Origin of the sequence: Streptomyces luteogriseus, assembly GCF_014205055.1 — a bacterium.
In the GTDB taxonomy this organism is placed as follows: Bacteria; Actinomycetota; Actinomycetes; order Streptomycetales; family Streptomycetaceae; genus Streptomyces; species Streptomyces luteogriseus.
The window spans coordinates 3,766,649-3,791,751 of record NZ_JACHMS010000001.1; the positions used below are offsets into that span (position 1 = coordinate 3,766,649).

Here is a 25,103-nt window from a genome sequence, read left to right on the forward strand (position 1 = left end):
ACCTTCAAATCGATGACGAACGACCGACGCCTCCGCCCCGTCGACCTGGCCCGGGCGGCCGGTGTCTCGACGCAGCAGATCCGCAACTACGAGGACGCCGGTGTGCTGCCGCCCGCCGCGCGGACCGCGTCCGGCTACCGCGTCTTCGGGGAGACGCACCGCGGAGCGCTGCTGGCGTACCGGACGCTGATGCGGGGATACGGGCCGGTGACGGCGACGGCGATCATGCGGACCGTGCACGAGGGGGACGTCCCCCGCGCGCTCGCGCTGCTCGACGCCGCCCATGCCGCCCTGCACGAGGAGCGGGTGTCGCTGCGGGCGGCGAGCGAGGCCCTGGAACTGCTCGCGGCCGAGCCGCCCGCCCCGCTGCCGCGTTCGGGCGGGCTGCGCATCGGCGAGGTGGCGGTACTGCTGGGCGTACGGACGTCGGCGCTGCGGGTGTGGGAGGGGGCCGGGCTGCTCACGCCGGGCCGTGAGCGCGCGACGGGGTACCGGGTCTACGAGCCGGCCGATGTGCGCGACGCCCGGCTCGTGCACACCCTGCGCCGCAGCCACTACCTGTTCGACCAGATCAGGCCGGTGCTGGAGGGACTGCGGCGGGAGGGCAGCAGTGCGGCGCTGCGGGCGGCGGTGGCAGCGCGCGGCGAGGCGCTGACGGCCCGTACCAGGGTCATGATCGAGGGCGCGGGGGCCCTGCACGCCTACCTCGACGCGGCGAAGACCGGGCCGGGTTACGAAAGGGCGGACCAGGGTCATGGATGAGGTCATGGACCAGGCACGGGCACGCACATGGCTCACGACCGCCGTCGAGGAGGCCCGTTCCGGGCTCGCCGAGGGCGGCATCCCGATCGGTGCCGCGCTGTACGGCGCCGACGGCACCCTGCTGGGCCGCGGCCACAACCGCCGCGTCCAGGACGGCGATCCGTCCCTGCACGCGGAGACGGCGGCCTTCCGCGCGGCCGGGCGGCAACGCACCTACCGGGGCACGACGATGGTGACGACCCTGTCGCCGTGCTGGTACTGCTCCGGCCTGGTGCGGCAGTTCGGCATCTCGCGGGTGGTGATCGGCGAGGCGGTCACCTTCCGCGGCGGCCATGACTGGCTGGCCGAACACGGGGTGGAGATCGTGCTGTTGGACGACGCCGAGTGCGCCGGGCTGATGCGTGACTTCATCGCCGCACACCCCGCGCTCTGGAACGAGGACATCGGCGTCAACTGAGCACACCGGGCGGGCCCCGTATCGCCGTTCGAGATGCCATCCGTTCCCCTGAAATACGGCGACACGCGGTGTGGCCGGTGGCGGGCTCGGCTTTCCCTTGATCGGGTCTGTCCCATCTGCGAACGGAGACGCCCCGTGCGAATGACCGACATCCAGCGCTGCGAGGTCCGGCCTGGACGACTCGTCGAATGGACGCTCAGTCCGGCGACCGTCGCGACGGCGAAGGCCCTGCCCGAGGACTCCAGGCCCCCCGCCTACATCCAGGAGTCGCATCTGCGGACGGCGCGGTCGGTGCGCGAGGACGGGCTGTTCGTGCCGACCTGGATCGGCGCCGCCTTCGACCTCCCCGGCCGGGCCGACCTGGACGCCCTCGGGGAGGCACTGCGCGCCTGGACGCTGCGGCACGAGACCCTGCGCAGCGGCTTCCGCTGGGCGGGCGGGCCCGGTGACTCCCTGCGCCGCTTCACACTCGACGCGGAGGCCGTGTCCCTGCACCGCGAGGACGCCGGGGAGTTCACCGACCCGGCGGCCCTGGCCCAGCACCTCCAGGACCGCTTCGACACCACCGCCGACGCCCTGCGCTGGCCGAACATCATCTACACGGCCGTCGTCCGGGACGACAGCACCAGCGTGTACATGGCCTTCGACCACAGCAACGTCGACGCGTACTCCCTCTACCGCATCCCCGCGGAGATCCAGGAGCTGTACGCCGCTCACCTCTCCGGCAGCGCCCCGGAGCAGCCGCCCGTCTCCAGCTACGTCGACTTCTGCGAGGCCGAGCGGGCGGACGCCGACCGGATCGACGCGGACCACGAGATCGTCGCCCGCTGGCGGGAGTTCATCCGGCGCTGCGACGGGCGGCTGCCGAGCTTCCCCGTCGACCTCGGGCTTGACCCCGGGGGCGGTCTGCCGACGCAGAAGCTCATGCGCGAGATGCTGGTGGACGCGGACGCCGCCGCCGCGTTCGAGGCGTACTGCCGCCCCTTCGGGGGCTCCCTGGTCGGGCTGCTGGCGGCGACCGCCCTGATCGTCCACGAGATCGGCGGCGAGCCCGTCTACCGGACGGTGGTGCCCTTCCACACCCGGGCCAAGTCCGCCTACTCGGACTCGGTGGGCTGGTACGTCGGCGGCGCCCCGATCGAGGTGCCCATCGCCGAGGCGCCCGACTTCCCCGCCGCGCTGAAGACCGTACGCGCCGCGCTGCACGCCACCCGGCCGCTGGCCCGGATGCCGCTGGCCCGGGTGCTGCGGCTGCTCGGCGCCGACTTCCGGCCGACGTCCCCCGACATGTACTCCATCGTGTCGTTCGCCGACGCCCGCGGCATCCCCGAGTCCACGACCTGGACCGAGCGCAACGCCTACGGCCTGATCCGGGTGTCCTACGGCGACCAGGTCTGCGCCTGGGTCACCCGGCTCCACGAGGGCCTGTGGTTCGCGGCCCGCTACCCCGACACCGACGTCGCGCACAAGAACCTGCGGCTGTACGCCGACCGGCTGCGCGACATCATCGTGTCGGTCGCGGACCACGCCCCCGCCGCCCGGCGGTGAGTTCCCCGGCGGGAGCTACACGCCCGCGTAGGAGTGCTTGCCGGAGACGAAGATGTTCACGCCGTAGTAGTTGAACAGCCAGCAGCCGAAGGCGATGAGGGCCAGGTAGGCGGCCTTGCGGCCCTTCCAGCCGGCGGTGGCGCGGGCGTGCAGGTAGCAGGCGTAGGCGACCCAGGTGATGAACGACCAGGTCTCCTTGGGGTCCCAGCCCCAGTAGCGGCCCCAGGCGTCGCCGGCCCAGATGGCGCCCGCGATGATCGTGAACGTCCACAGCGGGAAGACGGCCGCGTTGACGCGGTAGGAGAACTTGTCGAGGGAGGCGGAGGAGGGCAGCCGCTCCAGCACGGACGTCGCGAAGGTGCCGGGCGTGCCGCCGCTCGCCAGCTTGCTCTCGTAGGAGTCCTTGAACAGGTACAGGATCGTGGCCATCGCGCCCACGTAGAAGACCGCGCCGCAGAAGATCGCCGTCGAGACGTGGATGTACAGCCAGTACGAGTGGAGAGCAGGGACCAGCTGGTCGCTGGCGGTGTAGAGGACCGTGACCGCCAGGCCCAGGTCGAGCAGGACCGTGGTGATCAGGAACAGGCCGAGCCAGCGCACGTTCTTCTTCAGCGCCAGCAGCCCGAGGTACACGCCGACCGCGACCGTGGAGAAGGTGATGTTGAACTCGTACATGTTGCCCCACGGTGCGCGCTCCACCGACAGGGCGCGGGTGAGGACACCGCCGAACTCGATCAGGAAGGCGAGCACCGTGAGGGAGATGGCGATCCGGCCGTACAGGTCGCCCTGCTCGTCCCCGCCGTGCGCCCCGGGGCCGTCCGGCACGTCGCGCTGACCGGCCGCGGCCCGCACGGTGACCTTCGGCCGCTCCAGCACGGCGGTGCCGCCGGCCTGGTTCACGGTGACGGCCGGGGCCGCCTTCTTGGCGTCCGCCTCGGTGGTGAGCGCGGCGGCGGTCCGGGCGACCTTGCTGCGGCTGCCGAGGAGCCATTCGGCGATGTAGGCGAAGAAGGCCAGGGTGTAGACGGCCATCGCGGAGTAGATCAGCACGTTGCTGATCTGCGCGAGGTTTTCGTTGGTGGCGGCGGCGAGGGACACCTCAGCACTCCTTCGGGTGAACATCCCGGCGACCTGCGGTCGGGCGGTGCGGTCTGAGAGAAGCTTGCGGTCGTGTCACCGGGCTGGTTTCAACCCGGCTGGCGTTGATCGTGGAAGACCCGGAGGGCCGCTGGTCCGCCGGGCGGCGAGAGCCAGGAATCTCCCTTGTTCCGCGCGGGAGAGGATTCAATTCTCAGCCCCTTCGGCAGACGCGGCGCCGGAGTCGGACACCTTGTCCGGCTCCGCCACCGTCTCCTCGGAGAGCCCTGGTGCCTGCTCGTAGAGGTCGCCGGCGAGGTGCCCCAGTTCCTCGGGGACCTTGGCGGACTCGCTGCGGCCGAGGCCTGCCATCTCGACGACGGTGACGCCGTCGGCGCCCTTGACCGCGCGCACCCAGACGCGGCGGCGCTGGATGAACAGGGAGGCGGCGAGGCCGCCGATCGCGGCGAGGGCACCGGCGAGGGCCCAGCCGCTGCCGGGCTGCTGGACGACCTGGAAGCCGGCCCACTCCTTGATGTCCTTGCCGAAGGTGACCGAACCGGCGCCGTTCGGGAGCTTCATGGTCTCGCCGGGCTTCAGCAGCTTCTTGAACAGCTTGCCCTTCGAGTCCTTGAACTCCTTCATGTTGGTGCGGTCCATCTGGTACACGCTCTGCGGGATGCCCGAGTCGGCCCCGAGGTCGCCGTGGTAGGCGGACAGCGCGAGCAGCGGATTGTCCAGCGCGGGGAACTGCGACAGCATCGTGCCGCTGGCGTGGCCGCCGAAGGTCGGCACGAAGAACGCGTTGAAGCCGAGCTGCTCCTTCTCGCCCTTGGCGTTGCGGTAGCCGTCGAGGACCCTGACGACACCGGAGGAGGTGACGTTGGCGTCCAGCGGCAGCAGCGGTACGGCGTCGTCGAAGACGACCTTGCCCTTGGCGTCGCGGACGGTGACGACGGGGGCGTAGCCGTGGCTGACGAGGTAGACCTTGGAGTCGCCGATCTCCAGCGGGTGGTTCACCTCGACGGTGTCGTTCTCGTCCTTGCCGTAGGCGCCCACGCTGTAGGTGAGGTCGGCCTTGTAGACGCGCGGGGTGCCCTTGTTGGGGCCGGTGCGCTCGTAGGTGCCGGTGAACTTCTTCAGGTTGAAGCTGAACGGCACCAGGTCATCCGACGTGAAGAGGTTGCCGGACTTGAAGTCGTCGTACTGGGTGAGGGTGTTGGAGAAGCCGTTGCCCTCGACGACCAGTTTGTTGCCCTCGGACTTGTACAGCTGGCCCCAGGCGAAGGCGATCAGCATCACGATGAGGGCGATGTGGAAGACGAGGTTGCCCGTCTCGCGCAGGTAGCCCTTCTCGGCGGCGACAGCGTCCCCGGTGAGGTGGGTGCGGAAGCGGCGCTTCTTCAGCAGGGCGAGAGCGGCCTGGTGGACCTGCTCGGGTTCGGCCGTGGTGCGCCAGGTGGTGTGGGCGGGCAGCCGGTTCAGCCGCCGGGGCGCGCCGGGCGGCAGGCCGCGCAGCTGGCCGACGAACTGCCAGGTGCGGGGCACGATGCAGCCGATGAGGGAGACGAACAGCAGGATGTAGATCGCGGAGAACCACACCGAGCTGTAGACGTGGAACATGCCGATCTTGTCGTAGACGTCCCCGAGGGTCGGGTGGGCCTTGCGGAAGTCGGCGACCTTCGTCTCGTCGCTGCCGGACTGCGGGATGAGCGAGCCGGGGATCGCGCCGAGGGAGAGCAGCAGGAGCAGCAGCAGGGCGACCCGCATGGAGGTCAGCTGCCGCCAGAACCAGCGGGCCCAGCCGATGACGCCCAGGGCGGGCAGGTTGGGCGCGTCCTCCTTGGGGGCGGTGGACAGCTGGGAGCCGGCGTCACCCAGCTCCTGGTCCTCGGCGGCGGAGGGGGCCGGGTCGGAGGCGGTGGTCTTGCTCATCGATCAGATCCCCACAGTGAAGCCGTCGGACCAGACCTGCATCTCCTGCACGATGCGGTCCCACGCGCCGGTCAGCAGCAGCAGACCGGTCACGATCATCATGGTGCCGCCGACCCGCATCACCCAGACGTAGTGGCGCTTGATCCAGCCGAAGGCTCCGAGGGCCTTGCGGAAGGCGACCGCGGCGAGCACGAAGGGCACGCCCAGGCCCAGACAGTACGCGAAGGTGAGTATCGCCCCGCGACCGGCGGTTCCCTGCTGCCAGGCGAGTGTCTGCACGGCGGACAGCGTCGGGCCGATGCAGGGCGTCCAGCCGATACCGAAGAGGGCGCCGAGCACGGGGGCTCCCACGAGGCCGGTCGCCGGCTTCTTGTGGAAACGGAACTCGCGCTGGGTGAGCCAGGGCATCAATCCCATGAAGAAGACGCCCATGAGGATCATCAGGACGCCCAGCACCTTGGTCAGCACGCCCCGCTCCTCCTGGAGCGTCTGGCCGAAGTATCCGAAGAGGGCCCCGCCGGAGACGAACACCGCCGTGAAGCCCAGGACGAACAGCGAGGCACCGGCGACCATCCGTCCCCGCCGGGCCTCGGCCAGGTCGGTGCCGCTGACTCCGGTGACGTAGGACAGGTAACCGGGCACCAGCGGCAGGACGCAGGGCGAGAAGAAGGAGACGAGGCCGCCGAGCAGCGCGATCGGCAGAGCCACGAGCAGGGCGCCGTTGAGCACCGTGCCGTTGGGGTCCGCGACCTCGGCGAGCGTGGTGACTGCGCTCACGTCACTACTCCGCTCACTTCTCGGCGACGACCGGCTTGAGCATCTTCAGCAGCCGTTCCTCGCTGAGCGCGGACAGCGAGCGGGCCGCGATCTTGCCGTCCCGGTCGAGGATGAGCGTGGAGGGGATCGCCTGCGGGTTGAGCGTGCCCTTCTTGAAGCGCAGCAGCAGCTTGCCGGTCGGGTCGTAGAGGCTGGGGTAGGTGATGCCCCAGTCCTTCTCGAAGGCGAGGGCCGCGCCGGTGGAGGTGTCGCGGGTGTTGATGCCGACGAACTGCACGCCCTTGTCCGCGTACGCCTTGGAGACCTTCGCGAAGTACTTGGCCTCGGCGCGGCAGGGGTTGCACCAGGAGCCCCATACGTTGAGGACGACGACCTTGCCCTTGTAGTCGGCGACGTCGAGGGTCTTGCCGGCGATGGTCTCGCCGGACAGGTCGGGGGCCGGGGTGCGCTTGCCCTGGGCCACGGTGGCGACGCCGTCGGTGCCGGTGACGAAGTTGGTGTTGCCGCCCCCGCCGGAGGTGCCGCCGGAGCCGCACGCGGAGACGAGCAGCGCGACCGCGGCGAGAGGTGCGGTCAGGGCGGCGCTACGGCGGACACGGCGGGTGCGCTCGGTGGCACTTGTCGTGCGGTTCGAGCGCAGGGGGGCGCTGCTGTCGGCACTCATGTGAAAAGTTTCGCATGCCCGTTCCGGGGATCTCGCCCACCCCCCTTGCGGGCGGAAAACCGCATTTCAGGCGGCGTTCCGCGAGGCCTCTCCGCTGGGCGTGGCGGCCCGGCCGGTGAACTCCCGCCAGCCACCGGCCGGCTGCTGTCCGACGCCGAGCGTGCGGAGCTTTTCGAGCACCTCGGGCTTCTGCGCGTCCAGCCAGTCGGTGAACTGCCGGAAGGAGACGAGACGCACATCCGCGCCCTTCTCCTTCTCGCGCGCGATGTGCTTGAAGGCCTCCTCGACGGCGTCCATGTAGATGCCGCCGTTCCACTGCTCGAAGTGGTTGCCGATGAAGAGGGGCGCCCGATTTGTTTCGTATGCCCGCTTGAATCCCTGGATGTACGCCTGGGCCGACTGCTTCCGCCAGCCCGGGTAGTTGTGGGCGGGTGCCTTCGTGGTCGCGAGGGACTGGTTGGCGAGCATGTTGTAGTCCATCGACAGGACCTCGAAGCCACGGCCGGGGAAAGGTATCTGCTGGAGGGGCAGGTCCCATATGCCCTGGCGCTTGGCGGGCCAGACCTGGAGGCCGCCGGGTGAGGAGGCGTCGTAGCGCCAGCCGAGCTCGCGGGCGGTGGGCAGCAGGTTGTCCCGGCCGAGCAGGCAGGGCGTACGGCCGCCGACGAGCTCCTTGTCGTAGTCGAACGGCAGCGACGGCAGGTCGGTCCAGCCGGTGTTGGTGCGCCACTCCTTCACGAAGGCCTTGGCCTGGTCGATCTCGCTGCGCCACTGCCGGGGCGTCCAGTTCTTGACCGAGCCGTGGGACTCGCCGCAGAAGTGCCCGTTGAAGTGGGTGCCGATCTCGTGGCCCTCGAGCCAGGCACGGTGGACGTTCTTCAGGGTCGCCTTGACGTGGTCGTCGGTGAGGTAACCGATGTCGGAGGCGCCGCGGGGGTTGTTCGGGGGGTTGTAGAGGCGCTTCTTCGACTCGGGCAGCAGATACAGCCCGGACAGGAAGAAGGTCATGCTCGCGCCGTGTTCCTTGGCGAGGTCCAGGAAGCGGGGGAAGAGGCCGTTGCCGACCTCGCCGGCGCCGTCCCAGGAGAACACGACGAACTGCGGCGGGGCCTGCCCCGGCTCCAGCGGCTCGGGCTCGGCGGGCTGGTGGGGCTGCTTGCCGGTGTAGGCGGTGGAGCCGTCACCGATGGGGCGGGCGGCGGGCTTGGGCTTCGCCTTCGCTCCGCCCTGTGCGGAGTCGCCGCCGGAACCGTCGGCGCGGCCGGAGTCGTCCGAGCCCGTGAGACCGCCGCATCCGGCGAGTGAGACGGCGGCGGCTCCCGCCCCGAGTCCGAGCATTCCCCTGCGGGAGAGAGCGCGCATGGCATCCCCGATTCATCACGTCGTGCTGGTCACCCAGTCAGAGGACGTGAAGAACGGGGAGGTTCCGATTATTTGCGCAGATTCCGTAACGAAGCAGTCGTAAACGATCAGAAGGGGGCGAAGGTCCGGGGCCCTGAGAGGGGCCGGGGCTCTGAGGTTCCGGAGTTCCGGAGCCGCCAGGCCGCCGGGCCGCCTGGCCGCCGGGCCGCCTGGCCGCCAGGCCGCCAGGCCGCCAGGCCGCGAGCCAACGCCCCTGCTGTCGTCCCGTCGGCGGGTTCACGCCTACCGCGCCGTGAGCCTGCCACGTGCGGCGACCGCCCGGCCCCGGGCGCACGGGGCTCCCCCGGGGGCGGGGTGCGCGGCTCCCCGGGTTTTCGCCCCGGAGGGCGGGTGCACGGCCGGCCGGGATCTCGCCCGGCAGCCGCGCTTGTCCACACCCTGTTGACGCGCGCCGCGTCTACGCCCCGAAGGCCTTGGCCTGGCCCTTGACCGGCTTCGCGCCGGCGAGGAGGTGGGCCGGGACCAGGTCGCGGGCCGGCTCGGTGTAGCCGACGGAGACGATCCGGTCACCCTGGTACGTGAAGGTCGTCAGCGAGGCGAGCGTGCACTGGCGCTTGCGCGGGTCGTGCCAGAGGCGGCGGCGCTCGACGTACGACCGGACGATCCAGATGGGCAGCTGGTGGCTGACCACGACCGCCTCGTGCCCGCGGGCCTTGTCCTTGGCCGCCCCCAGCGCGCTCATCATGCGGACGACCTGGTCGACGTACGGCTCGCCCCAGGACGGCCGGAACGGGTTGACCAGGTGCTTCCAGTTGCCCGGCTTGCGCAGCGCCCCGTCCCCGACCCCGAACGTCTTGCCCTGGAAGATGTTGTCGGCCTCGATCAGCCGCTCGTCCGTGGCGAGACCGAGCCCGTGCGCCTTGGCGATCGGCTCGGCCGTCTCCTGCGCCCGCTCCAGCGGCGAGGCGACGACATGCGTCACATCGCGGCCGGACAGGTGCTCGGCGACCCGGTCGGCCATGCGGCGGCCCAGGTCGGAGAGGTGGTAGCCGGGGAGGCGGCCATAGAGGATGCCGTCCGGGTTCGCGACCTCACCGTGCCGCATGAGGTGGACGACGGTGATGTCCTCGGCGCTGTCGTTGCGCTGGTCGCTCATGCCGTCGCCTCCGCGGCCGCCCGGGCCGCCGCCGGAAGGGCGTCGGCGATCCGCTGTACGGCCCGCTCGTCGTGCGCGGTGGACACGAACCAGGACTCGAAGGAGGACGGCGGCAGGTAGACGCCGTCGGCGAGCAGCGAGTGGAAGAACGCGGTGAAGCGGAAGGACTCCTGGGTCTTGGCGTCCTCGTAGTTCCGCACGGGCCGGTCGGTGAAGAACACCGAGAACATGTTGGAGGCGGTCTGCACCCGGTGCGCGACGCCCTCCTTGGTCAGGGCCCCGGTGACGAGCCCCTGGATCTCCTTCGACACGGCGTCGACCTTGGCGTACGCGGCGTCGTCGAGCAGCCGCAGCTGGGCGAGGCCGGCCGCGGTGGCGACGGGGTTACCGGAGAGGGTGCCGGCCTGGTAGACGGGCCCGGCCGGAGCGAGGTGGGCCATGACGTCCGCCCGCCCGCCGAAGGCCGCCGCGGGGAAACCGCCGCCCATGACCTTGCCGAAGGTCATCAGGTCGGGGACCACGCCGTCGACCCCGAACCACCCGGCGCGGCTGGTCCGGAAGCCGGTCATGACCTCGTCGGAGACGTAGAGCGCGCCGTTCTCGGTGCAGAGGTCCTTCAGGCCCTGGTTGAACCCGTCGGCGGGCGGTACGACGCCCATGTTGCCCGGGGAGGCCTCGGTGATCACACAGGCGACCTCGCCCGGGTGCGCCCGGAAGGCCTCGCGGACGGCGTCGAGGTCGTTGTACGGCAGGACGATCGTGTCGCCGGCCTGCGCACCGGTGACGCCGGGGGTGTCGGGCAGCGCGAACGTGGCGACACCGCTGCCGGCCGCGGCGAGCAGCGAGTCGACGTGCCCGTGGTAGCACCCGGCGAACTTGATCACCTTGGTGCGCCGCGTGAATCCGCGGGCCAGCCGGATGGCGGACATGGTCGCCTCGGTGCCGCTGGACACCAGCCGCACCTGCTCCAGTGGCGCAACCCGGGCGGTCATCTCCTCGGCGAGCGCGACCTCGCCCTCACCGGGCGTGCCGAAGGACGTGCCGCGCGAGACGGCGTCCTGCACGGCGGCGATGACCTCGGGGTGGGAGTGCCCGAGGATCATGGGCCCCCAGGAGCAGACGAGGTCGACGTACTCCCTGCCGTCCGCGTCCGTCAGATAGGGGCCGGTGCCGGACACCATGAACCGCGGCGTGCCGCCGACGGCTCGGAAGGCCCGCACCGGTGAGTTCACGCCGCCGGGCGTGACGGCCGCCGCGCGGTCGAACAGAGCCTGCGAGGCCGGTGCTTCATACGGATATGCCAGTTCACTCATGACCTGCGACTTCTCCGACCTTCTCCGACGCTGTCGGGCTCCGGGTGCCAGTGACCTGTTCAGGGTAGGCCAGGGGCGTGGGCGGGCGGGGCACGGGACAACCGGCCCCGCACCCGCCGCCGTCTGCGAGACTGGTCCCTGATACACACAGCTCGAACGGCCCGGGGTGGCCGGAGGCTGCGGAGATCCTGCGGGCAGATGTTTCAGCGCACGTTTCGGCGGGCGGCCGTGGGGGAGGTCACTGACACGATGATCGGGTTGCGCGGCGGGGGCGACGCGTTCTGGAAAAGCAGTCGGGTGGAGATATGCATCGCGGTGGCGGACTGGGCGAGGGGACTGATGACCTGGGTCCTCGACGTGCCCGGCGGGGAAGGCACCGACGCGAGGCGGAGGACGCTCAGGAAGCGCGTCAGACACAGGACCGGCCGAGTGAACCGGAGCGGGCCGCCGGACGTACTGAACGCCAGGTGGACGATCTTCGGGCCGGGGGCAGCGGGAATGGTGGTCGGGTGGGGGTGACGTACAAGTACTTCGGTGCGCCCGACGGCGCGACCGCGGCCCGCGTCCCGATCTCGATGCGCCCCGAGGAGCTCGGAGGCGACGAGCTCGGCATGAACGGCATGTTCACGAAGATCAAGCCGGAGACCATGGCGGCCATGGTCCTCACGGGCATAGAGGGCGTCCCCCTGCACAAGGTCCCGCCCCTGGAACTGGTCGTCCTGCACCCCGACTACGCAGTGGTGAAACTCCCCATGACGGTCGTCGACCCCCTGCGCGGCATCGGCGAGGAAGCGGTCGGCGCGGCGGCCTTCATCTGGTCGACGGTCCCCGACCGGGGCGGCCCCCGCGACGCGTTCAACGTCTACCAACTGCTGCACGAGTGGCAGGACTTCTCGCACCGGCTGCACGAGGCGGGGCACCAGCCTTACTGCCTGGTCTGGCCCTGAGCCGACCCGCTCCTCGACCGGGCACGGTCCAGGGGGCGAGATCCGGTCGACCCGCGGGTCGAGCGGCTGCACCGCCCCGGTCAGGGGGATGAGCCGTGCCCGCGTTGGGCAGTACGGGTACGCAGCCGGTGACCATGACCCCAGGGGGACCTCGTGCGTGATCTCGCGGACTCGATCGAATCGGTGGAGCAGCTCGCCACGGTCTGGCGGGCCATGGTGCTCGACCGGGACCCGCGGGCCGATGTGCGGGACCTGCCGGGCATCGCCGTGCGGTGGGCCGACTGCCGGTTCGCCTTCTGGAACTGTCTGACCCTGACGGACGTCGGCGCGGACGCCGGGCTGCTGAAGCAGCGGCTGAACGAGGCCGCAGAGATCATGCGGTCGAAGTCCCGTCCCGGGTTCCTGTGGGTCTTCGAGGATCTGCTCGACGACCCGGCGCGCGCCGCGCTCGAGGAGGCCGCCGGGGAAGCGGGGCTCGCCTACGCCTTCCCCGGCACCGGCATGGCGGGAGATCTGCTGCCGATCCCCGAGCCCGCCCATCCCGAGCTGACCTTCGTGCGCGTGACCGACGACGAACTCCTCGCGGCCTACGCGGACATCAACTCGCGTGCGTACGGGTTCCCGTTGGAGGACGGGCGGGACGGGCTCGCCGGGTCCTCGCTGTGGAAGAGCGACGTGTTCGCGTACCTGGGTCTGCGCGACGGGGTTCCCGTGACGTGCGCCGCCACCGTCGAGGCGGACGGGCGGCTCTTCGTCGTGCTCGTCGCCACCGATCCGGCGTGGGAGCGGCGCGGGTACGGGGAGGCCGTGACCCGCAAGGCGCTGTACGAGGGGGCCCGGGCCACCGGACCGACCCGGGCGACGCTGCACGCGACCGCCGCCGGCGCGCCCGTGTACCCGCGGATCGGGTTCCGGCCGAACTCCCCGATCGGGTTCTACTCGCTCGCGGACTGATCGGCGGAAGACCTGGCCCGGCCCCCACGAGGGGCCGTCCTTCACGAGGTGGCCGTCGCCTCCTCCGGGGCCATGACCAGGCCGGGGACTCGCGGCAGGGCGGTGCGGACGGCGTCGACCACGCGGGGGATGTCCACACCGAGGCGGGTGAGCCGGGGAAGGAGCTCGTCCAGGGGCAGGTCCGCGAAGCGGGCGATGCTCAGGAAGTCGCTGATCGGCCAGCGCAGGGTCAGCGGGAGACGGGCCCTGCTTCCGTTCTCCTCGTGCTCTCGGAGGCACAGGCGCCGGTCGGTCTCGTCCAGGCCGCTCAGCGCGTGGACAGGGGTCTCCAGGCCGAAGGCCGTCAGGCGGTCCACGACCTCCTGGGGCTCCATCAGCAGGGTGTGCGGCGCGGAGACCAGGTAGTGCACCGGCACGGGTTCGTTCCAGTCGAGTTCGGTCTCCCTGGCGGAGCCGCGCACCCAAGGGGCGATGAGGCTGTTGTCATTGCCGCTCGCCCTGGCCGGTGCCGTGGTGCACGGCGTGCGCAATCCGTAGCGGGCGAGCCGGTCGACGACCGCCCGGGGGGACTTGCTCAGGCTCTGCGCCACCGGGATCACGGCCAGCATGGGCACGGGCCGGCCCGGGGCGAGTTCCTCGTCGTACCGGAGCCTCTGGGCGAAGAGCTGGCGGAGCATCGTCACGTCGTCCGGTTCCACCCGCTCGGGCAGCTCCGTCCAGGGCACCGCCAAACCGTAGGCGCGGAGCCGGGCCGCCACCGCCGCCGGCGCGAGCCCGCTGCGGTGGGCGGCAACCACGAGGGTGGTGAGGTCGATCTCGGCGCCGCATGCGTGCCAGGAGCGCCCATGAACATCAGCGCTGAGAATCGACGTGTCCGTCGGGTCGGCATGCTCGGGGTGGGCACCGACAGGGAAGCCGAACCCCGCGAGGCGGCGGGCGACGTCGGAAAGGGGAACGTCCGAGGTGAGCGCCGCGCGGGCGAGGAGGCCCGGCGGCACCGGTTTGCCCACGTCAAGGAGTTCGGCAGCGTCAGCGTCCCAGCCCCACTCCTCGCCCTGTCTCAGCAGTTCCGCGGCGGCCTCCTCGTCAAGGGAACCGAGTTCCACGTCGAATCCGTACGCCCTGAGAACCTCGACCACTTCGCCGAAGGTGCGCCGGCACTTCGTGACGCCGGACAGGACGTGCCCCGCACGGACCGTGGCATGGAGACCGAGCCAGGGCCTCTCCCCGTCCAGGTCGCGGCTGAGCAGCTTCACCACCCAGTCCTCGGGCGCCTCCATCGGCATCACTCCCACCTGGACATCGAAGCCGAAGGCCCTCATCCGGCCGACTGCCTCGTCGACACCGACGTTCAACAGCAGTGCCGCCTTGAGAACGTGGCCAGGAGGCACCACCTCCCCGGGCTGCCACCAGCCGCCCCCGTGGGCCCTGTTGTCCTGGTCGAGCATCGCCACTCCGGTAGGGTCGACCTGGGCGGCGGCGTCGGCGGGACCCGGTGTGGGCAGACGGAGTCGCTCCAGGCGGGCGACGGCCGCTTCGTAGGGCATCCCGCAGTTGAGCGCCACGGACAAGGCATGGCCCGGGCACGCCGTCACGTCGTTCAGCGTGTGCGGGTCCATCCAGCTTCTGCTGTTCCACACCCCTCTGGAGTCCGTGCACAGCAGCATGTCCGAGGGCCTGGCGGCGAGCACCGAGCAGACCCGGTCCAGCTCGGGTACCAACGTGGCCAGCGTGGACAGTTCGACGTTCGGCCGGTGGGCGAGCAGCCGCCACAGCAACGTGATGTCGTCAGGAAAGCCGTAGATCTCGCCGCCGACGAGGCTGCCCGTGAATCCTCCGGGCTGGGGCAGGCCCGAGTCGGCCTGGTGGACGACTCCGTCGTCCGGCGGGAAGAACCCGGTCCTGGCGACCGGCACCGGGTAACCGTGCAGGTCCACCTCGACCCCGGCCTCTCCGGCCGCCTCGGTCACGATGTCCGCAAGGCGCGGGCTGCGCCACGCCACCTCGGACAGCCACTCGAAGCCGAGCAGGGGGGGATCGGCGGAGAGCAGAGCCGGCAGGGCGTCCACGATGAGCCGCTCCACCGGCTCACACACGTCGTCGTCCAGGATCTCCGTACGGTCCACCGACAGGTCCCTGGGCCGAGTTCCCCCGGTCAGGTTGACGACGACCCCGCGCGGGCGGCGGTGATCGCCGGGATCGGTCAGCACCCCCCGCCGTGCCCGGGGCTCGGTGTGGATGCCGTCGACCAGGATGCCGCCCCCCTCCTCGCACCAGATCACCTGGCCGTCGGCCTGGTAGGCGCCCACCGGCCAGGCGACCGTCCGCCCGTGGGCCACGAAACCTTCGGACCGGTTTCCGGCAGCCTCCCGCAGGCGCAGCTCCCCCGGTTTCCAGGTCGCCTCCTGGGTTCCGTGCCGGGCGGTGGTGACGAACTCGGCCAGCCCCAGCAGTCTTCGCAACTCCCGTACGCAAGAAGGTGCCTTGTCCCCGTCCCGGAGGTACAGGCGCACCTTCGTGCCCACGGGGCCCTTCCGGCCGGTCCGGCGCACCCTGAAGTAGTGGCCGGGGCCAGTGATCAGGACGGTGAGTTCCTCCGGGCGTCCGGTGCCGCCGTCCATGGCGCAGGTGGTGACCCTGATCTCGTCCGCGATCATGAAGTAGCTGAGCACTCCGATGCCGAACCTGCTGTTCGGATGGACGGTGATGCCCTGCTTCTCCCAGTCCTGCAGCTCCTCCTGGTAGCGGGGAAGGTCGGTGAACCGGACGCCGGCGCGGGAGAAGACGTCCGCCAGGACCGTCTCGTCCATGCCGATCCCGTTGTCTGCGCACTCCAGGTAGTAGCGGCCTTCCTCCGTGTCGAAGTCCTGCGTGAAGGTGATCTCGCCGTCGTAGGTGTCGCGGCCGTCGCGCGCGTGCTGCCGCGCGCGGCGGTAGCGGCAGGCGTCCAGGGCATTCTGGTAGAGCTCGCGGATGGCGAGGCTGCGGTCGCGGTAGAGGTTCTCGCCCATGAGAAGTTCCTGGATACGTTCCTCGTCGAGCCGGAACCGGATCACTTCCCCGGCCTGCGCTGGTCCCGATCCGTCGTCCGCCTCGTGCACCTCGTCGGCGTGGGCATACACCGGAAGCGCGCCGACCTCCTCGGCGAGTTTCGCGCGCCGGGCGCCGCGCAGCAGGGTGTCCACGAGTTCGGCGTGCTCGGACAGTGCGGCCACGGCCGCGGGGTGATCACACACCGCTCTCAGCCCGAGGACGTCCCGGTGGGCGGTCCAGGTGGCCTCTCCCACGGTGGTGAAGAGGCACTCCAGGTCCAGGGGGTCCGGGATGCCGAGGTGCCGGACGACCGCCGGGGGAAGGTCCGTGACCTCGATCGCCAGGGCGTGGGCGATCGCGAACAGCGGCCCCACCAGCCATTCGCGCACCTGCTGCCAGTCCCGGCCGCCGAAGTCGAGCTGGTAGGGATCCTCACGCAGGGCGCCGGCGGCGCCGCCGCGCCCGTACAGCTTGCGCGGCGCCACCTGCGCACAGGCCAGCAACCGGGACACCAGGTCCGGACGGCAGACGGTCGCGATGTCGGTCCCGGCGCCGTCCGCCGTGCTCGGCACGGCCCGGAGGTCCACGGGCTGCCCCTTCGCCCACTGGTGGAAGAGCCACCACCCGATCTCCCGGCGTCCACCGGCCCGGTCCTGGAGCGCGTCACCGCGCACGGCCTGGCGGACGAGCCTCTTGTGGGAGCGCAGGAGCACCTCGTACGCCCGGCGCTCGGGACTTCCCTCCGGCTGTTCCCGGAGGTCGGCCGGGTCCACGTGGGACAGCGTCGCGGCCGCCTGCGCACCGTGCACCTGGTACAGGAACGGCAGGAGGGCGAGCAGGGCCGCCTCGGCCGGTTCGAGGATCCCCTTCTGGTGGCAGCGGAGCTGGTACAGGAGGAGGTTGGTCCGGTGGGCGACGCGCCGGGCCAGGTTCGGGTCGTGCCACGGGTCGTCGGCGAGGAGGTCGCGCGCGGGTCCGTACAGCTCGGCCAGCCGGCCTGCGAACTCCCGGGCCTGCTCCCGCAGGGCGTCGGCGCGCTCTTCGGAGCCGGGCCGGACGAACTGCCAGGCCTGGGACTGAGCCGTGTCGTCCTGCCAGTCCTGCCCTTCCGGGCGGGCCGGGAGCGGCCCGGCCGGAGGGCCGGCCGTCTCGGGCGACCGTTTGAGGCGGGCCCTGCGCGCCTCCTCCGCCATGCTGTCCCACTGCGTCAGCGTGGGAAGCGGTAAGCGGCTTCCGTTGCGTCGGTGCGCGATTCTCGCCAGGGCGTTCAGGAAGTCGTGCCGGTCCCTGCGGTCGCGCGGGATCGCCCCGGAGAGCCGGGAGTCGACCGAGCTCACTCCCGGTGGACGCCGGCCTCGCTCCAGGTCCGTCGCGATCTCCTCGCGCACTTCGGCCGGGCTGGGGTTCCCGGCCCACTCGATCAGCTTGGCCAGCGCCTGGTCGTACCGCTGCCGTCCCGCCATCGCCGCCGTCCCCCTCCCGCGCCCCCACCGGCGCCCCAGTCGGCCGAGCAACCCGAGTCGTACGACCCGTACGACTCGTGAGGCCGCACATTACCGGTTTGACCTGCGGCATCACCGCGGAATCGGCGATTGCGCCCGAACGCCGGCCGCACCGCTCCGGGCACGGTCGGTCGCGTCACCCCGCTGCTCCGCTTTCCCGGGAGGGAACCTCGATGGACCCCGTGCTCGCCGCCGCCGCCTGTGGCGTGCTGATGCTCCTGATCATCGCCTGTGCGGCCGTACTCGTCGTCCGGTCCGCGCTCAGCGGATCCGAGTCGAAGGACCGGGCGGGGATCCTCGTGGCAGTGGCCGAGGTGGTCCGGGCGTTGCGAGGAAAGCGGTGACCGGCCGGTGTGCGGGCCGTCGTCGGACGGCGGCTGCCCCGGTTTCCTGCCGGACTCCTCCTCAGCCCGCCTCGCCACCGCTTCCCGCCGGCCGGCCGCCCACCGTGAACCCGATGACCGCCCCACCCCCGTCCCGCCGGTGCGCGAACGGCGCTCCCCCGTGCGCCAGGGCCACCTCGCGGACGATGGACAGGCCGAGGCCCGAGCCCGGCAGGGAGCGGGCGTCGGCGGCACGGTAGAAGCGGTCGAAGACCCGGGCGAGGTCGTGATCGGTGATGCCGGGGCCGCGGTCCAGCACCTCGACCCGGATCGTGCCGGGCCGGGCGGGCCCGGCGACGACGATCTCGACGGGGGCCCGGCCGCCCTGGTCGAACTTGACCGCGTTCTCGACGAGGTTGGACAGCGCCCGGGTCAGCATCCCGGGCCGTCCGTCGGTCGTGGTGTCGCCGCTCGCGCGCAGCAGGATCTCCCGGCCGCTGCGGCGCCGGGCCACCCCCGCCACCTCCTCGGCGACGTCGGCGAGGTCCACCCGGCGCGGCGGCTCGGTGTCGGACTGCCCGGCCGCGAGATCCACCAGCTCGTTGACCAGGTCGGTCAGCTCCCGGGCCTCCTGGCCCAGGTCGGCGACCAGTTCCTCGCGGGCCTTCGGCGGGAGTTCGTCGATCCGGCGCAGCAGGGAGATGTTCGTGCGCAGCGAGGTCAGCGGCGTGCGCAGCTCGTGGCCCGCGTCCTGGACCAGCCGGCGCTGGTCCTCCTCGGACTGTGCGAGCCGCCCCAGCATCCGGTCGAAGGCCCGGCCGAGCCGGCCCACCTCGTCATGACCGGCCACCGGCACCTGGATGCCCAGCCGGCGGGTGCGGGCGACGTCCTCGGCGGCGTCGGTCAGCACGACCAGGCGGCGCGTGATCCGCCGGGCCAGCCACCAGCCGAACAGCCCCGCGCCGACCACCACGGCCGCCATCAGCAGCAGCGTCCGCTGCTGGAGTGCCCGCAGCAGGTCCTCGACGTCGCTGAACTCCTGCGCGACCTGCACCGCCCCGCGCCCGCCGCCGAGGGAGACGGTGGCGACGCGGTAGACGTCGCTGCCCACGTCGACGTCCTTGTGCTCGGCGACCTGCCCGGACAGCGTCTCGGCGGCGATCCGCGCGTCGGTGCCGGTGACCGGCAGCCCCGGACTGCCCCCGTCGACGACATGCCCGTCCGGGCCGAGCACCTGCACATCCGTGCGTGCGGGGCGTACGAGGTCGTGGCCGGGCGCGGCGGACGAGAAGTCGCCGGGCGTCATGTGGTTCTGCCGCACCTCGTCGCGCAGGTCCTGCACGACCTCGTCGAACACCGTCTGCTGGTCCACCCGCACCAACCGGGCGGCGGCGCTGTAGGACAGGATGCCGACCAGGATCGTCACGGCCGCCGTCACCGCCGCGAACGACACGGCGAACGTGGTGCGCAGCGAGACCAGCTTCGGCCGCCGCCCGGCCAGCAGGCGGCCCGGGCGGCCCACTCAGTCCTCCCGCAGCACGTAACCCACGCCCCGCACCGTGTGGATCAGCTGCGGCGCCTCCGGCTCGTCGAGCTTGCGGCGCAGGTAGCCGACGTAGACGGCGAGGTTCTTCGAGCCGGGCCCGAAGTCGTAGCCCCAGATGCGGTCGTAGATCGTGGAGTGGTCGAGGACGATGCCCGCGTTGCGTACCAGCAGTTCCAGCAGCTCGAACTCGGTGCGGGTCAGTTCCAGCTCACGCGCGCCGCGCCAGGCCCGGCGCGCCTGCGGGTCCATGCGGAGGCCGGCCGCCTCGATGAACCGCTCCGGGAGCGGCCTGGGCGCCTCGGCCGCCGGTGCGCTGCCGGCTCCCACCGGGCTGGTGCGGCGCAGCAGGGCGCGCAGCCGGGCGAAGACCTCCTCCACGTCGAAGGGCTTGACCACGTAGTCGTCGGCGCCCGCGTCCAGCCCGGCGATACGGTCGGCCGTCTCGACGAGGGCCGTCAGCATCAGCACGGGCGTGCGGTCGCCCTCGGCGCGCAGCACCCGGCACACCTGGAGCCCGTCGATGCCGGGCATCATCACGTCCAGCAGGAGCACGTCCGGGCGGTTGCGGTGGGCCTGTGCGAGCGCCTCGACCCCGTCGGCGACCGCCATGACCTGGTAGCCCTCCAGGGTCAGGGCACGCTCCAGGGCGTTGCGGATGGCGCGGTCGTCTTCGGCGAGCAGCACGGTGTGGGGCACGCGTCCAGTGTGCCAAGCCGCCCGGCCCCCCAGGCCGTACGCGCTGCGCCGGGGCGTCCTTCTTACTCCCCTCTCACCAGGGGCCGGGCAACCCGGGAGCCGGTTCCTACCGTCCCCTCACCGTTGCTCGTGGGCGAGCCGGGCGGCGTGGGTCGGGGCGTCGGGGACGTCCGCCGGGCGGTCCACGGCGAACTCCTTGCGCAGCACCGGCACGACCTCCTCGCCCAGCAGGTCGATCTGTTCCAGCACGGTCTTCAGCGGCAGCCCGGCGTGGTCGATCAGGAACAGCTGGCGCTGGTAGTCGCCCGCGTACTCGCGGAAGGCCAGCGTCTTCTCGATGACCTGCTGCGGGGAGCCGACGGTCAGCGGGGTCTGCTCCGTGAAGTCCTCCAGCGACGGACCGTGCCCGTACACCGGCGCGACGTCGAAGTAGGGCCGGAACTCGCGCACCGCGTCCTGCGAGTTCTTCCGCATGAAGACGTGCCCGCCGAGCCCGACGATCGCCTGCTCGGGCGTGCCGTGGCCGTAGTGGGCGTAGCGCGTGCGGTACAGCTCGACCATGCGCTTGGTGTGGTCGGCCGGCCAGAAGATGTTGTTGTGGAAGAAGCCGTCGCCGTAGTACGCGGCCTGTTCGGCGATCTCCGGCGAGCGGATCGAACCGTGCCAGACGAAGGGCGGTACGCCGTCCAGCGGGCGGGGCGTGGCCGTGAAGCCCTGCAGGGGCGTGCGGAACTTCCCCTCCCAGTCGACGACGTCCTCGCGCCACAGGCGGTGGAGCAGGGCGTAGTTCTCGACGGCGAGATTGATGCCCTGGCGGATGTCCTGCCCGAACCAGGGGTAGACCGGGCCGGTGTTCCCGCGGCCCAGCATCAGGTCCACCCGGCCGTCGGCCAGGTGCTGGAGCATCGCGAAGTCCTCGGCGATCTTCACCGGGTCGTTGGTGGTGATCAGGGTCGTGGCCGTGGAGAGGATCAGCCGCTCGGTGCGGGCCGCGATGTAGCCGAGCATGGTGGTCGGCGACGAGGGCACGAAGGGCGGGTTGTGGTGCTCGCCGGTCGCGAAGACGTCGAGCCCCACCTCCTCGGCCTTCAGCGCGATGGCGACCATGGCCTTGATCCGCTCGCGCTCGCTCGGTGTCCGGCCGGTGGTGGGGTCGGGCGTGACGTCGCCGACGCTGAAGATCCCGAACTGCATGGTCGCTCACCCTCCAGGTTGTTTACGGTTCAACCATACCCGGAGAACGGCCGCCGCCCGGGGGCTATTCCCAGTGCGGGTCCCGGCCGGTCCGCGCCAGCAACCGCTCGAACGCCGACGCGTCCTCACCCTCCGGCACCGGCTCCCCGAACACGCCCATCCGCCGGGCCGTCGGCGCCAGCTCGTCCACCGCGCCCGTCAGCTCCGCCACGACCGCCTCGTCGGCACCCGGGAAGTCCTGGCCCGTAGCCCGCGCCAGGTCCCACACGTGCACCGTCAGATCGAGCAGCGCCATCGAGCCGACCAGCCGGGCCGGCATGTCCATCCCGCCGGTCGTGCCCTCCTCGGCGCCGGGCGCGGACCAGGCCGCCACCAACCGGTCCGCCTCCCGCGCGAACCGCTCACGCCACCCGGGGTCCTCGGCGACCACCCCGGCCGTCTCGCCGAAATCCGACGCCTCCTTCACGGCCAGCCGCTGGAACTGCACGACCACCTGGAAGAGGTGATCGACCAAGGCCCGCACGTCGTACTCGGCGCAGGGCGTGGGAGCGGCCAGGGCCGCGTCCGGAATGCCCCGCACCACCGGCACCGCCCGCTCCCTCGCCCGGGCCAGCAACTCACCGATGCCGTGGATCCTCACCGCGTTCGTGTCCATACCCCGACCGTAGGCAGGCCGGGGGCTGCCCCTCTTGAAGAAACGCGACGTACGATCCGGCCATGGAGGCACCCCGCCACGACACCCGCGGGATCGTCGACCCGTCAGGGCTGCTCCACCGCGTCCGATTCCGCCGCCACGAGCCCGCAGAGCCCCTGCGCCGGTACGTCGAGTGGTACTGGCTCATCGACTGGGACCTGCCCGCGCCCTACGCCTCCCACATCGTCCCGCACCCCTCCGTCAACCTCACCTTCCAGTGGGACGAGTCCGGTGAGACGGACGCGCCGCCGTACGCCGAGGTCACCGGCGTCGCCCTGGGCCTCTACACCAGGAAACTCACCGGGCGCGGCCACGTCTGCGGGGTGAAGTTCCGCCCCGGCGGCTTCCGGCCCTACACCCCCGCGACACCCGTCTCCCGGTGGACCGGCCGCGCGCTGCCCGCCCGGGAGGTGTTCCCGCAGATCACCGGCGACACCGCCCGCACGGTCGTCACCGCCGCCGGCGACCGCGCCAAGGTGGCCGCCCTGGACGCCTTCCTGCTCTCCCTGCCCCACGGCCCGGACCCACGGGCCGACCTCGCGATCGACCTCGTCCGCCGGATCCGCGCCGACCGCACCATGCGCCGCGTCGGCGACTTCGCCCGCGCCGAGGGCCTGTCGGTGCGGGCCCTGCAACGGCTGTTCGCCACCTACGTGGGCGTGAGCCCGAAGTGGGTCATCCTCCGTTACCGCATCCACGAGGCCCTCGAACAGGCCGGCACCCGCGACGACATCGACTGGGCCACCCTCGCCGCCGACCTCGGCTACGCCGACCAGGCCCATCTCGTACGGGACTTCACGGCGACGGTGGGGGTGCCCCCCACGGCATACACGACGGAGGCCCGGGCGGGACGCGCCGAGCCCTAGGAGCCGCACTTCTCAGGGCACGAGCACCAGCCGCCCCCCGTCGAGCCGGGCGGGCGCCTTCGCGGCGTCCTGGACCGGCTGGAGCCCGCGCCGGGCGGTGCGCTGCCGGTGACGGGCGCGGCGGGCGCGGTCGGCGGGTACGCCGTCCAGCTCGCCGCGCACCGGGGGGCATGGCGGTGACCGGGCCGGCGCCGCGAGGGTGACGAGGCCTTGATGCGGTCCCTGGGGCCCGGGCGTCCCGTCGGCGGCGCTGTCGCGGACCGGGACGTCGACGCGGTGCCGGACACCGCGGTCCCTCGGTGAGCCGGCCCTGGCGGGAGTGCGCGACGGGGGCCGGCACATCGGCGTCATCCCGGAGGCCGACCCGCCCGGCGGTCGGCGCGTTCAGCGGCAGCGTCGCCGCCCGGACGGCCACCCGCGAGCGCGACGACGCCGAGACCGGTTACACCTGACGCCCTGGACGCCTGCCGACGACGCGCCGGGCACGCCACCGAGACCGACGACGCCTGACGTCCTGGACGCCTGGGACGCCTGCCGCCCTGACGCCGACGCCACGAGGTGGTGAGGGCATGCGAAGCTGACCGCCATGTCCGTGCTCCGCTCCGCCGCCCTCTTCGTCCTCGCCGCGCTCCTCGAGATCGGCGGCGCCTGGCTCGTCTGGCAGGGCGTGCGTGAGAACAAGGGCTGGCTCTGGGCGGCCGGCGGCGTCCTCGCGCTGGGCGCCTACGGCTTCGTCGCGACGTTCCAGCCCGACGCCCACTTCGGCCGCGTCCTCGCCGCGTACGGCGGGATCTTCGTCGCCGGCTCGATCCTGTGGGGCGTGGTCGCGGACGGCTACCGCCCGGACCGCTGGGACATCACGGGCGCGCTCGTCTGCCTCGCGGGCATGGCCGTCATCATGTACGCCCCACGGGGAAACTGACCGGGCCGACCGGGCCGTCCGGGCCGACCGGGCCTCAGAGCGGCTCGTCGGGCAGCAGCCCCAGCTGACCGAGGAAGTCCATCTCGTCGAAGTACAGCCGGTAGTCGACGATCCGCCCGTCCCGCACGGTGGCGATGTCCACCCCGCGGATCCGGACCTCCTTCTGCGTCGGCGGCAGCGTCTCGCCGTTGGGCAGCTCCAGCGGCCCGGTGTTCCGCCCGCGGTAGATCCCCTCGTCGATGGCCGTGTCCCCGGCCTCGTAGGAGTGCAGCACCTCGAACGTCGCCTCGGGGACCGCCTCGGTCATCGCCCGCCAGTACTCGACGATCGCGTCGCGCCCGCGCAGCTCACCCTCGTCGGGAGTGAAGGCGACCGCGTCCTCCGCGTAGAGCTCGCCCAGGACCTTCAGATCGGCGTGTGTGGTGACCGCGTCCGTGAGCCGGTCCATGACCTCACGTGCCTCGCCCATGATCCACCTCCGGGAAAACAGGGGATCACCCGTCCCCATTCTCCCACCGAAGGGCCCGCCTATCCTGGCCACGGACCCGACGCGGACGCCGGGCCCGCCCACGCCCGAGGACCCGAGGAGCACCCCATGGCCACCGCCGCCCCGCCCGCAGCCTCCCGCATCGCCGTCGTCACGGGTGCGAGCAGCGGGATCGGCGCCGCCACGGCCCGGCAGCTCGCCGCGGCGGGCTACCGCGTCGTCCTCACCGCGCGCCGCAAGGACCGCATCGAGGCCCTGGCCGAGGAGATCACCACGGCGGGCCACCAGGCCACGGCGTACCCCCTCGACGTCACCGACCGCGCGGCGGTCGACGAGTTCGCCACGGCGTTCAAGACGATCGGCGTCCTGGTCAACAACGCGGGCGGCGCGCTCGGCGCCGACCCGGTCGCGACCGGCGACCCGGCCGACTGGCGGCAGATGTACGAGACGAACGTCATCGGCACCCTCAACCTCACCCAGGCCCTGCTGCCCAAGCTGATCGCGAGCGGCGACGGCACGGTCGTGGTCGTCTCCTCCACCGCCGGCCACGGCACCTACGAGGGCGGCGGTGGCTACGTCGCCGCCAAGCACGGCTCCCACGTCCTCGCCGAGACCCTCCGCCTGGAGATCGTCGGCCAGCCCGTCCGGGTCATCGAGGTCGCCCCCGGCATGGTCAAGACGGACGAGTTCGCCCTGACCCGCTTCGGCGGCGACGAGGAGAAGGCGGCCAAGGTCTACCAGGGCGTCGCCGAACCCCTCACGGCCGACGACGTCGCCGACACGATCACCTGGGCGGTCACCCGCCCCGCCCACGTCAACGTCGACCTCCTGGTCCTGCGCCCCCGCGCCCAGGCGTCCAACACGAAGGTGCACCGGGACGCGTAGCGC

Annotated in this window: 23 protein-coding genes; 9 read left to right on the plus strand and 14 right to left on the minus strand. The window is 71.9% G+C overall.

Going from position 1 to position 25,103, the window contains the following annotated elements:
• Positions 1-12: 12 nt before the first annotated feature.
• The 3 genes from BJ965_RS16350 (at position 13) to BJ965_RS16360 (ending at position 2,767) form a co-directional block, all read left to right on the plus strand.
• Positions 13-762: a MerR family transcriptional regulator gene (locus BJ965_RS16350; protein WP_184909333.1), complete on the plus strand. Its 750-nt coding sequence runs from the start codon at positions 13-15 to the stop codon at positions 760-762.
• Positions 763-766: 4 nt separating this feature from the next.
• Positions 767-1,219, plus strand: coding sequence for a nucleoside deaminase (locus BJ965_RS16355; protein ID WP_184909339.1), 453 nt, complete (start codon positions 767-769; stop codon positions 1,217-1,219).
• Between the two features lie 135 nt (positions 1,220-1,354).
• Positions 1,355-2,767 (plus strand): condensation domain-containing protein, encoded by a 1,413-nt coding sequence (locus BJ965_RS16360; RefSeq protein WP_184909341.1) that lies wholly within the window; start codon positions 1,355-1,357, stop codon positions 2,765-2,767.
• A gap of 15 nt (positions 2,768-2,782) precedes the next feature.
• Here BJ965_RS16360 and ccsB read toward each other — a convergent pair whose 3' ends face one another.
• From ccsB to hemL, 7 genes are all read right to left on the minus strand, one after another.
• Entirely contained in the window at positions 2,783-3,889 is a 1,107-nt protein-coding gene (gene ccsB, locus BJ965_RS16365) for a c-type cytochrome biogenesis protein CcsB (RefSeq protein WP_184909343.1), read from the minus strand.
• Between the two features lie 162 nt (positions 3,890-4,051).
• Positions 4,052-5,779: a cytochrome c biogenesis protein ResB gene (gene resB, locus BJ965_RS16370; RefSeq protein WP_184909345.1), complete on the minus strand. Its 1,728-nt coding sequence runs from the start codon at positions 5,777-5,779 to the stop codon at positions 4,052-4,054.
• Positions 5,780-5,782: 3 nt separating this feature from the next.
• Positions 5,783-6,556: a cytochrome c biogenesis CcdA family protein gene (locus BJ965_RS16375; protein ID WP_097218870.1), complete on the minus strand. Its 774-nt coding sequence runs from the start codon at positions 6,554-6,556 to the stop codon at positions 5,783-5,785.
• 13 nt (positions 6,557-6,569) lie between these two features.
• Positions 6,570-7,220: a TlpA family protein disulfide reductase gene (locus BJ965_RS16380; protein WP_184909347.1), complete on the minus strand. Its 651-nt coding sequence runs from the start codon at positions 7,218-7,220 to the stop codon at positions 6,570-6,572.
• A gap of 66 nt (positions 7,221-7,286) precedes the next feature.
• The gene (locus BJ965_RS16385) at positions 7,287-8,582 is read right to left on the minus strand and encodes a hypothetical protein (protein ID WP_184909349.1); all 1,296 of its coding nucleotides are present in this window, start codon (positions 8,580-8,582) and stop codon (positions 7,287-7,289) included.
• A 457-nt stretch (positions 8,583-9,039) separates the two neighbouring features.
• Positions 9,040-9,738, minus strand: a complete 699-nt coding sequence (locus tag BJ965_RS16390; RefSeq protein WP_184909350.1) for a histidine phosphatase family protein — start codon at positions 9,736-9,738, stop codon at positions 9,040-9,042.
• Positions 9,735-11,051: a glutamate-1-semialdehyde 2,1-aminomutase gene (hemL, locus tag BJ965_RS16395; RefSeq protein WP_184909351.1), complete on the minus strand. Its 1,317-nt coding sequence runs from the start codon at positions 11,049-11,051 to the stop codon at positions 9,735-9,737. Before hemL ends, BJ965_RS16390 begins: the two co-directional genes overlap by 4 nt.
• A gap of 509 nt (positions 11,052-11,560) precedes the next feature.
• On the opposite strand from hemL, the gene BJ965_RS16400 reads away from it, so the two are divergent.
• Together BJ965_RS16400 and BJ965_RS16405 are read left to right on the plus strand one after the other, a co-directional pair.
• Positions 11,561-11,998 (plus strand): hypothetical protein, encoded by a 438-nt coding sequence (locus BJ965_RS16400; RefSeq protein WP_003974483.1) that lies wholly within the window; start codon positions 11,561-11,563, stop codon positions 11,996-11,998.
• A 153-nt stretch (positions 11,999-12,151) separates the two neighbouring features.
• Positions 12,152-12,952 (plus strand): GNAT family N-acetyltransferase, encoded by an 801-nt coding sequence (locus BJ965_RS16405; RefSeq protein WP_184909352.1) that lies wholly within the window; start codon positions 12,152-12,154, stop codon positions 12,950-12,952.
• A gap of 41 nt (positions 12,953-12,993) precedes the next feature.
• Here the strand turns inward: BJ965_RS16405 and BJ965_RS16410 are convergent, their stop codons facing one another.
• Positions 12,994-17,448: a wHTH domain-containing protein gene (locus BJ965_RS16410; protein WP_184909353.1), complete on the minus strand. Its 4,455-nt coding sequence runs from the start codon at positions 17,446-17,448 to the stop codon at positions 12,994-12,996.
• Between the two features lie 212 nt (positions 17,449-17,660).
• On the opposite strand from BJ965_RS16410, the gene BJ965_RS16415 reads away from it, so the two are divergent.
• The gene (locus BJ965_RS16415; RefSeq protein ID WP_184909354.1) at positions 17,661-17,831 is read left to right on the plus strand and encodes a hypothetical protein; all 171 of its coding nucleotides are present in this window, start codon (positions 17,661-17,663) and stop codon (positions 17,829-17,831) included.
• 61 nt (positions 17,832-17,892) lie between these two features.
• Here the strand turns inward: BJ965_RS16415 and BJ965_RS16420 are convergent, their stop codons facing one another.
• The 4 genes from BJ965_RS16420 to BJ965_RS16435 form a co-directional block, all read right to left on the minus strand.
• Positions 17,893-19,332: a HAMP domain-containing sensor histidine kinase gene (locus BJ965_RS16420; RefSeq protein WP_184909355.1), complete on the minus strand. Its 1,440-nt coding sequence runs from the start codon at positions 19,330-19,332 to the stop codon at positions 17,893-17,895.
• Positions 19,333-20,052 (minus strand): response regulator transcription factor, encoded by a 720-nt coding sequence (locus BJ965_RS16425; RefSeq protein WP_184909356.1) that lies wholly within the window; start codon positions 20,050-20,052, stop codon positions 19,333-19,335.
• Positions 20,053-20,169: 117 nt separating this feature from the next.
• Positions 20,170-21,246 (minus strand): LLM class flavin-dependent oxidoreductase, encoded by a 1,077-nt coding sequence (locus tag BJ965_RS16430; protein ID WP_184909357.1) that lies wholly within the window; start codon positions 21,244-21,246, stop codon positions 20,170-20,172.
• A 64-nt stretch (positions 21,247-21,310) separates the two neighbouring features.
• Positions 21,311-21,901, minus strand: coding sequence for a TIGR03086 family metal-binding protein (locus BJ965_RS16435; protein WP_184909358.1), 591 nt, complete (start codon positions 21,899-21,901; stop codon positions 21,311-21,313).
• Between the two features lie 62 nt (positions 21,902-21,963).
• Here BJ965_RS16435 and BJ965_RS16440 point away from each other — a divergent pair, with 62 nt between their 5' ends.
• Positions 21,964-22,806: a helix-turn-helix domain-containing protein gene (locus BJ965_RS16440; RefSeq protein ID WP_184909359.1), complete on the plus strand. Its 843-nt coding sequence runs from the start codon at positions 21,964-21,966 to the stop codon at positions 22,804-22,806.
• A gap of 12 nt (positions 22,807-22,818) precedes the next feature.
• Here the strand turns inward: BJ965_RS16440 and BJ965_RS16445 are convergent, their stop codons facing one another.
• A complete protein-coding gene (locus tag BJ965_RS16445; protein WP_184909360.1) occupies positions 22,819-22,968 on the minus strand; it encodes a hypothetical protein in 150 nt (49 codons plus the stop codon).
• Positions 22,969-23,392: 424 nt separating this feature from the next.
• On the opposite strand from BJ965_RS16445, the gene BJ965_RS16450 reads away from it, so the two are divergent.
• On the plus strand, positions 23,393-23,728 hold the full coding sequence (locus BJ965_RS16450; RefSeq protein ID WP_030840287.1) for a YnfA family protein: 336 nt from the start codon (positions 23,393-23,395) through the stop codon (positions 23,726-23,728).
• A 34-nt stretch (positions 23,729-23,762) separates the two neighbouring features.
• Here the strand turns inward: BJ965_RS16450 and BJ965_RS16455 are convergent, their stop codons facing one another.
• A complete protein-coding gene (locus BJ965_RS16455) occupies positions 23,763-24,197 on the minus strand; it encodes an ester cyclase (protein WP_184909361.1) in 435 nt (144 codons plus the stop codon).
• A gap of 126 nt (positions 24,198-24,323) precedes the next feature.
• Here BJ965_RS16455 and BJ965_RS16460 point away from each other — a divergent pair, with 126 nt between their 5' ends.
• A complete protein-coding gene (locus BJ965_RS16460) occupies positions 24,324-25,100 on the plus strand; it encodes an SDR family NAD(P)-dependent oxidoreductase (protein WP_184909362.1) in 777 nt (258 codons plus the stop codon).
• Positions 25,101-25,103 lie beyond the last annotated feature (3 nt).